The following is an 11,981-nucleotide window of genomic DNA, read 5'->3' as shown; positions in this document are numbered from 1 at the left end:
GGCCTTGCTGCAGCGCGGCGGCGGCGCCCCGGAGCCAATCTTCTTCACCGGTCATATGCGACATCGCTTAATATCTCGGGGTCACGCGATGTCGACGCCTGGGCCGGGAGGGACGGATGGAGAAAGTCTCATGTCCAGAATCCAACTCCCCGCCATCAAGCCGAAGCGACGCCCTTGGAACCGTGGCAGGCTCGTTGGCCAGAAACGGCCTCTGCTACCGAAATAGGTCTGGGCGATCCGTGCGCGCCTCGAACTCGCGAGCAACCTTCGCGATCTCGCTCTGTTCAATCTCGCCATCGACAGCAAGTTGAGAGGCTGCGACCTTGTCGGTCTGAGGGTCGCCCAGTTCGTTGTCGGCGATCGTGTCCGCGAACGCGTATCGGTCATCCAGAGCAAGACGCGCCGCCCCGTTCAGTTCGAAGTCACGGAAAACACCCGAGCTTCGATCTCGGCGTGGGTGAAGCGGCCGGAGATGATCGGCTGCGCCTTCCTGTTCCCGAGCCGGTTTCATGCCAGGCCGCACATTTCGACGCGACAATACGCGCGGCTCGTCCGAGATTGGGTCACGGCGATCGGTCTCGAGCCGAGCGGCTACGGCACGCACTCCTTGAGGCGCACCAAGGCTGCACAAATCTACCGCAAAACAGGAAATCTTCGCGCGGTCCAGCTCCTGCTCGGTCACACCAAGGTGGACAGTACGGTCCGGTACTTGGGCGTTGAACTTGAGGATGCTCTGAGCATCGCGGAGTCGGTCGACATTTGATACCTTCGGCGAACGGCGCACGCCGTTCGCCAACCGAGACCGGACGTGCGAGGAGCTACGTGCCGACGTGGGATTCGAGCCCGATTGAGACTCTCGGGTTTGAGGCACTGCACAAACAGGAGTGCGACGGGTGATCATTGTGGCGCTGATCAGTGCCGTCGCACAATCACGACATAGGTTGCGTAGCGGTCTGTCGCGTTCCGGAACGTGACCGCGCTCGGCGGGCCGAGCGACATGCAGTCGCCCGCGCCGAGGATCTCGGTCTCCGCTCCGCAAAGCATCGTCAGCTCGCCGTCGAGTACCCAGATTAACTGGCTGATGAAGGTATAGGCCTCAGCAGGAAACTGAGCTTCGGCTCGGGGTGGGAGCACAACTTTAGTGACATCCATGCCGGTATTCGCGCCGTCGGGTGAAACCGTTTCGCGCGATAGACGGGTCTTCGTGTCGAAGAAGGTCGAGCGCGTCGCCTGCCGCGCCACGCGCAGCTCGGTCGCCGCCGGCTGGGCGACGATCTCGGACACCGTCATGCCGAAGGCCGCCGAGAGCTTGCCCACCATCTCGATCGTCGGGCTGCTCTGTCCGCGCTCGAGCTTGTTGATCATGCCTTGCGAGACACCGGCACGTTCGGCCAGCTGCTGGCGGCTCCAGCCGGCGCCCTTGCGCAGCTCGAAAAGCCGTTCCGCAAAGCTCTGCGGAATGACAACGGGCGTCTGATCCGCGGGGGCAACGGGGGTTGCGGGATCGGTCATAGCGTTCGAGCCTCTCTCTGTCCCCCCGATGTACTGAACCTGGGGCCGCTTCGCCAACCGCTAAGATCAGGAAACCAAGCGCACAAATTCTTCGGACGATATCACCGGTGCGAAAAAGGCGTTGATACGATCCATCGCTGCCGCTTCCTGATCCGGTCGCACGCAGCCACAGGCATCGCCGATGACGATGGGCAGATACCCATTGTCGCGTGCGATGCGGGCGTTGCCCTCAATGCACCAATCAAGGTGAATGCCCGTCAGCACGATCGTCTGCACCCGCTTGCGTGTCAGTTCGAGCGGCAACGGAGTCCCGAACCACGCCGACTGCAGCGCAACCTCGCTGAACTCGTTATCGCCCGGCTGCACCAGCGCGCGGAGCTCGTCCGCAAGGTCATTGTCTGCAGCCGCCTGCTCTGGGGTCTGCGTCGCCGCCGCGGTCCACGAGGCGTATTGCGCCGCGTCGAAGTCGTTCTTGGGATGGTCCGCCCGGTACACTGGGTATCCAATCCAGTTAAACGAAACGAAGTTTCCGGCAGCGCGCGCCGCCTCGGCGACCCTGACCGTCGCCGGCAGGCTGCCGCGTTCCCAGTGCCGCTCGGCGGCCTGCACACCCCAGGGCTCATAGAGCGATTTTACCTGGCTCACCGACATGTAGGCCGCGGGACGCGAGAGAATTTCCCGCAGATCCAGCCCCTGCCAATGCGGCGCCAGGTCCGGAATGGCCCGCGCCCCGCCCTTGAGCCGCTCCTCGTCGGTGCTCGCTGCCTGTGCCGGTGCTCCTGCCATCATCGCGGCGCCACCTGCAGCCGCCATTCCGAGCATCGCGCCGCGGCGCGATACGTTGGTGTACCTAGTGTCTTCAGTCATCTCGATCTCCGTTCTCCGACCATCAGTGGTCGGGCACGGCATGGCTGGAAACGATCGATTCGCATACTATAGTAGAAATTGCATTTGCATGATGGCGATTTCTGCCCATTTGAAATGCATTATAGTGCTCATTTGTGCGAATTTTCGCCCGCCCATGACCGCCATCTCCCCCTGAGGACGCAAAAATTCACTACCCTTGTAGCTAGGGTCTCTCAATGCCATTGCATTTATGTGTACTATAGTAGCAAGTGCGAGTAACACAGTGACTCACCGAGGCTCCCATGCTGATACGCGACGCCGAAGCGCAAGACATCGAGGCAATCACCGCGATCTACAACGACGCCGTGCGCCATACGACCGCCATCTGGAACGACGCTATCGTCGACGAGGACAATCGCCGCGCCTGGATGGCTGACCGCAAGCGCGCGGGCTACCCGGTCCTGGTGGCAGTCTCCGAAGGCGGAGAAGTGCTGGGCTACGCCACCTTTGGCGACTGGCGGGCGTTCGACGGTTACCGTCACACGGTCGAGCATTCGGTTTATGTCGCGAGCGGCCAGCGCGGGGGCGGCATCGGCCGGGCGTTGATGCTGCAGCTGATGGCGGCCGCGCGCGCGCTTGGCAAGCACGTCATGGTAGCCGGGGTCGAGTCGGGAAACACCGCCTCGATCCGGCTGCACGAAAAGCTCGGCTTCGAGACCGTGGGCCGGCTGCCCGAGGTCGGCACGAAGTTCGGCGGCTGGCTCGATCTGACCTTCCTGCAGGTCAAGCTCGACGACCGCGCTGTGCCAGATGCCCAGGCTTGACGATGCCACTGGTCATCCTCGCCATTCTGATCGCCGCAGGCGGCGCGCTGGTGCTGCAGAACAGCCTCATGGCGCGGCTGAGCAGCCAGACCTCCAGCATCCTCGTGGCGCTGGTACTCAACTCGGCGATCGGGCTGGTGGTGCTCTCGGCGCTGCTGATCGGGCGCAACGGGCTGCAGGGGCTCGCCGAAGTGACCGGCAACCTCCGCGGCACGGCGCTGCTTCCGGGTCTTCTGGGCTCGTTCTTCGTCTTCGCCAGCCTGCTCGGGTACCAGAAGATCGGCGCGGCGGGCACCATCGCCGTGCTGCCCTCTCTTGTTGGGGCGGGGCTACTCGTCGCAGGGGCGATCATCGTGGCGGCCAACCGCCTCTGATCACGCCTTTTCGCAAGCAACTCCAGCAGGACATGCGCCGGGCTGAAAGGTCTGCAACGGCGGCGCTCCGGCTAGTTGTAGCGAATGGGTGTTCGGCTCTGAGTACTGGTGCAGTCTTGAATGACGGATTCCGTGATCTGCGCTGTGGCGCCGATCCCAGTTTATTGCAGCAACAAGCAATTCCATCGCCATGCTGCAATTGCACTGGCTGATCACCGAACGATCGAAAAGTCCGCCCTGCCGACCTTCATCATCTGAAAATGCTGCGCGATGGACGAATGGCCGGTCTGGTGAAGCTACACAGCGGCATTCGGCCAGGGACGGAACGGCAGATCTGGGCCGAGAGCGACGGGCGCGGCTACTCGCCATGTGTAGAACTCGCCGCAGCGCCGCATGACCGGTTCGAGCCCAAATGCATCATTCGTACCGAGAGTGTCGAACGTGAGTCCCTCAAGGTGATCCTGTTGCGCCACGTACAACCAATGCTGGCTCAGGAGCGGTCACCGACGTAGCTGACGCGCCACTTTCAATCCTGTCCACAAGCAGGCGCGTCGCCAGCTTGGCCACTTCATCAAGATGAAGATTGAGCGCCGTAAGAGGCGGCGTTTCGCTGCGGGCGCGGAGCCCATCATATCGTGTCGCCACTTTCACGGACTGGGGTACGGCCAGTCCGTGCGATCGGAGTGCCGCCATCACACCCGTGGCCATTGCGTCAATTGGAACGAGCACGCCGTCGGGGGCCCCCCGGGTCGCGATATGCGCCTCAAGCGCTGCCTGGGCACCGGCTTCCCCGGCGGCTTCAGGGATGACGATGACCTCCGGTTCCATGCCGAGGGTACGACACCGCTCTGTGTAGACCTCCCGGAATATGATGTTCGAGGCCCGGGCGCTCTGGCCGATGACCAGCATGAAGCGACGCGCCCCGCTTGCGACAAGGTGATCGCAGAGTAGTGACGCCATCTTGCGATAGTCGAGCGTCACGGCGAGGCTCGGCATGTCCTCTGCCGGGCCGATCACGACGGTTGGTACGCCTCGCGCGGCAAGCAATTCAAGATAAGGGTCGTCGGCAGAAGGTTCGACGAGGATCGCGCCGTCGAAGCCAATGGTGCCAAGTGCCGTCGCCGGCTCCGTAATCGGCGGGATCAGCAGAAGCGCGACGTTGTTCTCCATTGCCGATACCGCCGCCGAGGCCGCGATCTCCATCAGGAAGCCAAGCCGGGACTGGCCTGCCGCCACCGCAACCGGCATGGAGGAGAAGATCGCGATCGTGCCCGCCCGACCCGTCCGCATGCCCCGCGCCGCGAGATTGGGAACGTAGCCGAGCGCATCGATGGCCGCCGTGATCCTTGCCTGGGTGTCAGAGTCAACACGCCGCTTCCCGCTGAGCGCGTTGGAAACCGTCCCCGCCGATACACCGGCGAGTTGGGCGACATCCTTCACGGTTGCCCGTTTTTTCGGGGTCACGGGGGCTTCAGTCATACAGCAATCGCCTATTTTGTGCGCATCTGGGCCTGAATTTCGCCCACTGACGCGCCGCTTCGACATTTTCTACCTTCTGACGCAATTAAAACGTTTTAACAGGGCGCCGCGCAAGGCGAAAAGTCATTAAAACGTTTTACTGCGAGCCGGAGGATAGAATGTTAGACAAACTGAATGGCACTTTCGACCCCGAACACAGCAGCGCCGTGACGCTGGAGCGGCGCAGGCTGGGCCTGACCGCGCTGGACCGCTCCAAGACGGCCGGAGGATATACGCTTTATGCCCGCCAGACCGGCGGCGGCGTGGTCGATATGGTCGATATAGAAGGCCGTATCGCGCATCAGTGGGCCATGCCGGTCCGCCCTGGCCGCGACGCGGTGATCCTGCCAAACGGCAACCTCGGCTACAACGGCAGCCATGCGACCTCCGCCGCACTCTATCCCGCCTGGGATCTCTGGCACGGCGGCGACTTCTACGAGGCCACCCCCGACGGAGAGATCGTCTGGCGGCACGAGGACATCTATCACCATCACGACGCGCAATGGCTGCCGAACGGAGACCTGCTCTACACAGTGGCCGCCGAGTTGCCCGCCCATCTCGCCAAGCGCATCTGCGGCGGCGATCCCGGCAAGGACGGCGCGGACGGGATTCTTTCAGTCCGACATCGTCCGGCAGGTGAACCGGAAGGGCGAGGTCGTCTGGGAGTGGTGCATCTGGGATCACATCGACCCCGCAGACCTGCCCGTACACCCGATCTTCGACCGCCGTCATTGGCCGATGATCAACGGCGTATCCGAGACGAAGGACGGGCTTATCCTGATGAGCCTGCGGACGACGTCGGGCGTGATCGCGGTCGAGAAGGCCACGGGGCGCATCGTCTGGCATGCCGGGACCGATGTTGTCGCCCAGCAGCACACGCCGATCATGATGGACGACGGCACGGTGCTGGTCTTCGACAATGGCAACCTGCGGGTCGGATCGTCGAACCCCTATTCCCGCGCCCTTCAATTCGATCCGAAGACGATGGAGACGGTCTGGGCCTATGCAGACCCGAACGCGCCCAGCTTTTTCTCTCCGTTCATGGGCAGCGCGCAGCGGCTGGCCAACGGCAACACGCTGATCTGCGAAAGCGCTTTCGGGCGGCTTTTCGAGGTGACGCAGGCCGGAGAGATAGCGTGGGAGTTCGTGATCCCGGACTTCGCCGAGTACCCGGCGCCGCTGAACCAGTTCATCAAGGGCTCGCACAACGGTTGCTTCCGCGCACATCGTTACGCGGCGGAGCAGGTGTCATGGCTGTGACGGAGAACCCCGGCACCCAAAACTCCGCGACGCCGCGCTTCGCGCAACTGCTGACGAAGGGCCTGCGCTCCGGCGCGACCCTTGGCCTGCCGCTGATCTCTTTGGCCTTCATCCTTGGCATCTGGACGCTTGTCGGCCTGTCGGGCGTGGTGAAGGAGGCGATCTTCCCGGCTCCCTGGTCCGTCTGGTCCGCCACGGTCGAGATGTGGCAGAACGGCACGCTGCAGACCGACCTCGCGAAATCGCTCGGCCGGGCGGCGGTCGGCTTTTCGATCGGCGGGACGCTTGGTGTGACACTCGGCCTGATGACCGGGCGGGTGGCGCTGGTCCGCACCCTGCTGAACCCGTTCCTCAACCTGCTGCGGCCCATCCCCGCCATCGCGTTGGTCCCCGTAGCCATCGTCTGGTTCGGAATCGGCGAGGGATCGAAGTACTTCGTGGTCTCCTACACCGTCTTCCTGACGGTCTGGTTCAACACGCATCACGGCATGCAATACGTCCCCGAAACCTACCTTCGCGCCTCCCGCACTCTCGGCGCGTCCAGGCTGCGGGAGTTCCTCACGGTCGTCCTGCCCGCCGCCGCCCCGCACATCTTTGCGGGCATCCGGCTTGGCGTGGCGCTGGCCTTCCTCAGCCTCGTCGCGGCCGAACTTTCCGGCGCGTCCTCGGGTATCGGGTTCCGGCTTCAGGAGGCGCGGCAGTACGTCCGAACGGACCGCATGTTCTCACTCCTGATCCTGCTGGGCATCCTCGGGGCTTTCGCGGACCTGATCGTGCACTGGATCGGAAAGAAACTCGTTCACTGGGAGCAGGGATGATGACCGACGCAACTCAACCCAAAGGTCGCGTGGAGATCGACGACGTCGTGATCCGCTTTACCGGCAAGCAGGGGCGCGTGACCGCACTGGAGAGGACGTCCCATGTCCTCGAACCCGGCACCTTCACCGCTCTGATTGGCCCCTCGGGCTGCGGGAAGTCCACGCTGATGAACGCCATTGCGGGCTTCGTCACCCCGGCGGAAGGCGCCATCCGGCTGGACGGCCGGGCCATCACCGGGCCCTCGCCCGAGGTTGGCGTGATCTTCCAGCAATACGCGCTATTCCCCTGGTTCACGGCGCTGAACAATGTCCGCTACGGGCTGAAGCAGTTTGGCCTCTCGAAGCGGGAGGAGATGGATCGCGCCCGCGCCGCGCTGGCCGAAGTGGGGCTTGAGGCACATGCCGACAAGTATCCGCAGCAACTTTCCGGCGGGATGAAGCAACGGGTCGCCATAGCACGGACCTTCGCGGTGGAACCCAAGGTGCTCTTGATGGACGAACCCTTCGGTGCGCTTGACGCCCAGACCCGGTTGGTGATGCACGACCTGCTGCTCGGCATCTGGCGCAAGCACAAGGCGACGGTGCTGTTCGTCACCCATGACGTCGACGAGGCGCTGCTTCTGGCGGACCACGTCCAGGTGATGAGCCATGCGCCTGGCCGCCTCATGCGCCATTACCACATGACGCAGGAGAGGCCCCGAGCCCTCAGCCGGTCGGGCAACGAACTTCTGGAGATCCGGGACGAGATCCTCGGCCTCCTCCACCCCAAGACCATGCTTGCTGACGCCCTCTGAAGGAGAACTGAGATGAACCTTTACACCTTTGCCTTTGCTGCCGCTCTGCTGGCGCCCTTCGCCGCCAGCGCAGAAGAGATGACCTTTGCCTGGACACCCAATCCGCAGACGTCGCAGGTCGATGTCGCGATCCAGAAGGGCTACTTCAATGATGCGGGCCTCGACATCACCTTCGTCGCCTTCAACACTGGGCGCGAGGGGTTCGAGGCTCTGGTCGGCGGTCAGGTCGACGTGACCTTCATGGCCGAGTTTCCCGCCGCAGTCGGGGCGCTGACCGGGGCGGAGTTCGCGGTGGTCGGCGACCTGGCGCGCTACACCGGGTCGCGCGTCATCGTGAACACGGAGGGCGGTGCCGTGGCCAGCCCGGAGGATCTTGCGGGCAAGCGGATCGGTACCACCATCGGCACCAACGTGAACTTCTATCTCGACGAGGTGCTGAAACATGCCGGCGTGCAGGCCGAGGTCGTGGGCGCGGCCCCGCCGGATCTGGTGCCCGCCCTGGCTCGTGGAGATCTGGACGCCATCGTGCCCTTCCCGACCTTCTACGGCGCGGCGGAATCCACGCTTGGCGACACCTATGCGGAGCTGCGCGTACCGGGGTACGAGGTGCACTACATCCTCGCTGCCTCGCCAAAAATGACCGGCGAACGCGCCGCCGCGCTGGATGCCTTCATGGGTGCATTGGCCAGGGCCGATGCGGATGTGAAGGCCGATCCGCAGGCCGCGATGGAAGCGGTCAGCGCCTCCATGCAGGGCGCCATGACGCCCGAGGCTCTGGGCGCGATGTGGAAGGACGTCGACGTGGGCCTCAAGCTCGACACCGGACTCGCCGACCTGCTGGTGGCAGAGGCGGCGTGGGTCCTTTCCAAGGGCGTGGTCAAGGGCGAGGTCGTCACCACCGATGCAATGCTTGGTCATTTCGCGCCGGATGCGCTTAAGAAGGCGGCGCCGGACGCCGTCGATCTGCCCTGAGTGACAGGCCTCTGCCCCATTGGGAGCAGAGGCCACCTGCTTGGCCGCTGCAAGGCCAAAGCCAAGAACGCTGTACTCTATTCGCAGAGCCGAAGTTATTACCGAAAGGGCGGATTTCGGATTTTCGCCGCGGTGGCCATCCGATCATCCAGCCAAGATTGAGGCTTGTTCTGCATCGCCGCATAACGGAATCGAGCCCTTTTCCGACGGTCGGTCGACAGATCAGACGGCTTGACCTGCTACAATGTCTCCTGAGCGCCAGTGCTGTCAGCGAGCAGCGTTTTGGCGTCGCACCCTTGGATTTAGCCAAACGACGGCGTCATTTTTGGCAACCCGAAGAACACTTTCATGAACGCATGTCATGATCGTGCCGAACGCAGCCGGTCGATCAAAAGCCGTAGCGCCGAGCTAAGATTCCGCCGCCCCATGTAGCACAGATGGTAGCCGTCGAAGGGCGGGCAGAAGTCCGCGAGGACCCGGCGCGCACGTCCGGTCTCGAGGTCAGCGCGGACTTCCGGCAGCGGCAGGTAGCCGAACCCGTGACCAGCCCGCACCGCTTCCATCACAAGGCCGGGGTCGTTCAGGATGAACGGACCGGTCAGCTTCTTCACCATCTCAGTGCCTTCGATCTCGAACTCCCAGTCATAGACCGGCCCGTCGGATCGATGCCGCATCAGGATACAGTCATGGGCATCAAGATCGTCGGGGTGCGTCGGCGTGCCGCGCCGCGCGAGGTAGTCCGCGCTGGCGACCGCTGCCATTTCCAACTGTGGCCCGACGGGGACTGCAATCATGTCGGGGCTTAGGTGTTCGCCGAGCCGGATTGCACAGTCAAAGCGGTCTTCGGCAAGGTCAGAAAGCCGGCCTTCGCTGCTGATCTCGATGCGCACGTCGGGATAGTCGCGCACCAGTTGCGAAGCCACCGGCCACAAGATGTCGCGGGTGGCGGGCACGCTGGAGGTCACCCGCACCAGCCCCGAGGGACGCTCGCCAAGCGTGCGGATTTCCTCGATTCGGTTGCCGAGCTGCTGGAAGCTGGGGCGCAGCGCTGCGAGAAGCTGTTCGCCCGCATCGGTAGGGGTCACCTTCCGCGCACTGCGGTTGAGCAGCCGCACGCCGATCTTGTCTTCGAGCCGCCGGATCGTGTGGCTCACGGCGGATTGCGACACGCCGAGACGGTGCCCGGCGCGGGTGAAATTGCCCTCTTCGGTGACGGCGAGCAGGGTCGAAAGATCGCCGAGCAAGTCACGGTCCATGGCGCGCTCCTTCTGTGGCTCGCGGTGTTCTGAGGCAACGAACGGCCTGACGCAAAGGAAAAGCGCCGCCCAAGCATGAATCCAGCTCATAGCAACGATAAGGCAAGGTGGCCTTATCCAGCCCCGGGAGCGGCTCCAGATTGGAGGGCAGACGACACATCCGAACCGGAGTTCCCAAGATGACCACCCCGACCGATCCCCAAAACCCCGCCCGCCGCGAGCTGCTGCTGACTGCCGGAATGGGCGCCGCTGCGCTTGGCATGGCCTCGCTGAGCGCCGAAGCGGCGCTGGAGCAGGCGACCACTGAGTGGGACAAGACCTTCCCGCAGAGCGACCGCGTCGACCACCGCAAGGTCAGCTTCACCAACCGCTACGGCATCGCGCTGGTGGGTGATCTCTACCTGCCGAAAGACCGCGGCGACGCGCCTCTTCCGGCCCTTGCGGTCGCGGGCCCCTTCGGCGCCGTCAAGGAGCAGGCCGCGGGCCTCTATGCCCAGGAGATGGCCGAGCGCGGCTTTGCCGCCGTGGCGTTCGATCCCTCCTACATCGGCGAAAGTGGCGGAGCGCCGCGCTACGTCGCCTCGCCCGACATCAACACCGAGGACTTCATGGCCGCGGTCGATTTTCTTGGCCTACAGGATGCGGTGGACCGCGACCGCATAGGTATGATCGGCATCTGCGGCTTTGGCGGCATGGCGCTCAGCGCCGCCTCGCCCGACAAGCGGGTCAAGGCAGTGGCGGTGACGTCCATGTACGACATGAGCCGGGTCAACGCCCGCGGCTATTTCGATGCGATGACCGAGGAAGATCGCACCGAGGCGCTGACCGCCATGAGCCTGCAACGTTGGGAAGACGCCGCGTCGGAGGAGGCTCCGAAGCTGGCCGGTGGTCTGCCCGACACGCTGGACGGCATCGATAACCCGGTGATCGCCATGTATCACGCCTACTACAAGACGGACCGCGGCTATCACCCGCGCTCGCTGAACTCGAACGGCGGCTGGAACGTCACCTCGGCCATGTCCTTCATGAACATGCCACAGCTCACCTACATCCATGAGATCTCGCCGCGTCCGGCGCTGATCATCGCCGGGTCCGAGGCGCATTCCCGCTATTTCAGCGAAGACGCCTATGCCGCAGCACGCGACCCCAAGGAGTTGGTGATCATCGACGGCGCGGATCACTGCGACCTCTACGATCAGAAGGACATCATCCCCTTCGACCGCCTTCAGGCGTTTTTCGAAGGCCACCTCGCGTAAGTCCCCGGGCCTGCCCCCGAATGTGCGGGCAGGTCTCATCGCCCCTTTCCCGATCATGGAGACGCCCCAATGAAGATGACCCTCGCCGCGCTTGCACTGAGCCTCGCCGCCCCCGCAGCTTTCGCCCAGCAGATGACGCAGACCACGCCTCTGGAGCGGGGCGGCCAGATCGGCAGCCCCGAGACCTTCACCGGCACGGTCTTCGTCGCGCCGGTCTTCGGCCCCGAGATGAACGATGTCAGCGCAGGTGAAGTGACCTTCATGCCCGGCGCCCGATCGGCGTGGCACACGCATCCGGTGGGCCAATACCTCGTCGTGACCGCAGGGACCGGCTGGTACCAGGAGGAAGGTGCGGACAAACAGGTGATGCGCACCGGCGATGTGGTGTTCGCCCCGGCGGGCGTAAACCATTGGCACGGCGCGACGGAAGGAACCTCTGTCACCCACTACGCGGTTCAGGCGGTTCAGGACGGCTCCGCGGTGACATGGGGGGAGCTCGTGACCGACGAGGACTACGGCAGCTGAGACCGAATGCCTGCAACGGGAGACCG

At 64.0% G+C, this 11,981-nt stretch carries 15 protein-coding genes; 10 read left to right on the top strand and 5 right to left on the bottom strand.

Annotated features, from left to right (window positions below; translation table 11 throughout):
- Window positions 1–235: 235 nt before the first annotated feature.
- Window positions 236–763 (top strand): tyrosine-type recombinase/integrase, encoded by a 528-nt coding sequence (locus ACXAD2_RS07695; protein WP_475168873.1) that lies wholly within the window; start codon window positions 236–238, stop codon window positions 761–763.
- A gap of 149 nt (window positions 764–912) precedes the next feature.
- Here the strand turns inward: ACXAD2_RS07695 and ACXAD2_RS07690 are convergent, their stop codons facing one another.
- Together ACXAD2_RS07690 and ACXAD2_RS07685 are read right to left on the bottom strand one after the other, a co-directional pair.
- The gene (locus ACXAD2_RS07690) at window positions 913–1,512 is read right to left on the bottom strand and encodes a helix-turn-helix domain-containing protein (protein WP_475168862.1); all 600 of its coding nucleotides are present in this window, start codon (window positions 1,510–1,512) and stop codon (window positions 913–915) included.
- A gap of 66 nt (window positions 1,513–1,578) precedes the next feature.
- Window positions 1,579–2,379 carry an isochorismatase family protein gene (locus ACXAD2_RS07685; RefSeq protein ID WP_475168861.1) on the bottom strand — a complete coding sequence of 267 codons (801 nt, stop codon included), beginning with the start codon at window positions 2,377–2,379 and terminating at the stop codon, window positions 1,579–1,581.
- A gap of 281 nt (window positions 2,380–2,660) precedes the next feature.
- Between ACXAD2_RS07685 and ACXAD2_RS07680 the strand changes: the two genes are divergently transcribed.
- The 3 genes from ACXAD2_RS07680 (at window position 2,661) to ACXAD2_RS07670 (ending at window position 3,814) form a co-directional block, all read left to right on the top strand.
- Window positions 2,661–3,182 (top strand): N-acetyltransferase family protein, encoded by a 522-nt coding sequence (locus tag ACXAD2_RS07680; RefSeq protein ID WP_475168859.1) that lies wholly within the window; start codon window positions 2,661–2,663, stop codon window positions 3,180–3,182.
- Between the two features lie 2 nt (window positions 3,183–3,184).
- Window positions 3,185–3,556, top strand: coding sequence for a DMT family transporter (locus ACXAD2_RS07675; RefSeq protein ID WP_475168858.1), 372 nt, complete (start codon window positions 3,185–3,187; stop codon window positions 3,554–3,556).
- 120 nt (window positions 3,557–3,676) lie between these two features.
- Window positions 3,677–3,814, top strand: coding sequence for a hypothetical protein (locus ACXAD2_RS07670; RefSeq protein WP_475168857.1), 138 nt, complete (start codon window positions 3,677–3,679; stop codon window positions 3,812–3,814).
- A 192-nt stretch (window positions 3,815–4,006) separates the two neighbouring features.
- Here the strand turns inward: ACXAD2_RS07670 and ACXAD2_RS07665 are convergent, their stop codons facing one another.
- Together ACXAD2_RS07665 and ACXAD2_RS07660 are read right to left on the bottom strand one after the other, a co-directional pair.
- On the bottom strand, window positions 4,007–5,035 hold the full coding sequence (locus ACXAD2_RS07665; RefSeq protein WP_475168855.1) for a substrate-binding domain-containing protein: 1,029 nt from the start codon (window positions 5,033–5,035) through the stop codon (window positions 4,007–4,009).
- A 161-nt stretch (window positions 5,036–5,196) separates the two neighbouring features.
- Window positions 5,197–5,454, bottom strand: coding sequence for a hypothetical protein (locus ACXAD2_RS07660; RefSeq protein ID WP_475168853.1), 258 nt, complete (start codon window positions 5,452–5,454; stop codon window positions 5,197–5,199).
- Between the two features lie 256 nt (window positions 5,455–5,710).
- On the opposite strand from ACXAD2_RS07660, the gene ACXAD2_RS07655 reads away from it, so the two are divergent.
- The 4 genes from ACXAD2_RS07655 to ACXAD2_RS07640 are packed head-to-tail and all read left to right on the top strand — an operon-like array spanning window position 5,711 to window position 8,918.
- Window positions 5,711–6,334 carry an aryl-sulfate sulfotransferase gene (locus tag ACXAD2_RS07655; RefSeq protein WP_475168852.1) on the top strand — a complete coding sequence of 208 codons (624 nt, stop codon included), beginning with the start codon at window positions 5,711–5,713 and terminating at the stop codon, window positions 6,332–6,334.
- Window positions 6,325–7,152: an ABC transporter permease gene (locus ACXAD2_RS07650; protein ID WP_475168850.1), complete on the top strand. Its 828-nt coding sequence runs from the start codon at window positions 6,325–6,327 to the stop codon at window positions 7,150–7,152. Before ACXAD2_RS07655 ends, ACXAD2_RS07650 begins: the two co-directional genes overlap by 10 nt.
- Window positions 7,149–7,946: an ABC transporter ATP-binding protein gene (locus ACXAD2_RS07645; RefSeq protein ID WP_475168849.1), complete on the top strand. Its 798-nt coding sequence runs from the start codon at window positions 7,149–7,151 to the stop codon at window positions 7,944–7,946. Before ACXAD2_RS07650 ends, ACXAD2_RS07645 begins: the two co-directional genes overlap by 4 nt.
- A 12-nt stretch (window positions 7,947–7,958) precedes the next feature.
- Window positions 7,959–8,918 carry an ABC transporter substrate-binding protein gene (locus tag ACXAD2_RS07640; protein WP_475168848.1) on the top strand — a complete coding sequence of 320 codons (960 nt, stop codon included), beginning with the start codon at window positions 7,959–7,961 and terminating at the stop codon, window positions 8,916–8,918.
- A 359-nt stretch (window positions 8,919–9,277) separates the two neighbouring features.
- Here ACXAD2_RS07640 and ACXAD2_RS07635 read toward each other — a convergent pair whose 3' ends face one another.
- On the bottom strand, window positions 9,278–10,174 hold the full coding sequence (locus ACXAD2_RS07635) for a LysR family transcriptional regulator (protein WP_475168847.1): 897 nt from the start codon (window positions 10,172–10,174) through the stop codon (window positions 9,278–9,280).
- Window positions 10,175–10,353: 179 nt separating this feature from the next.
- Here ACXAD2_RS07635 and ACXAD2_RS07630 point away from each other — a divergent pair, with 179 nt between their 5' ends.
- Together ACXAD2_RS07630 and ACXAD2_RS07625 are read left to right on the top strand one after the other, a co-directional pair.
- Window positions 10,354–11,430 (top strand): alpha/beta hydrolase, encoded by a 1,077-nt coding sequence (locus ACXAD2_RS07630; RefSeq protein ID WP_475168845.1) that lies wholly within the window; start codon window positions 10,354–10,356, stop codon window positions 11,428–11,430.
- Between the two features lie 69 nt (window positions 11,431–11,499).
- Complete coding sequence (locus ACXAD2_RS07625; RefSeq protein ID WP_475168843.1) at window positions 11,500–11,955, top strand: (R)-mandelonitrile lyase; 456 nt, start codon at window positions 11,500–11,502, stop codon at window positions 11,953–11,955.
- Window positions 11,956–11,981 lie beyond the last annotated feature (26 nt).

This window comes from Salipiger sp. ABN3_019 (assembly GCF_056158605.1).
Note: the sequence above shows the minus strand (reverse complement) of the source record. Positions and strands in the feature narration are given on the sequence as shown.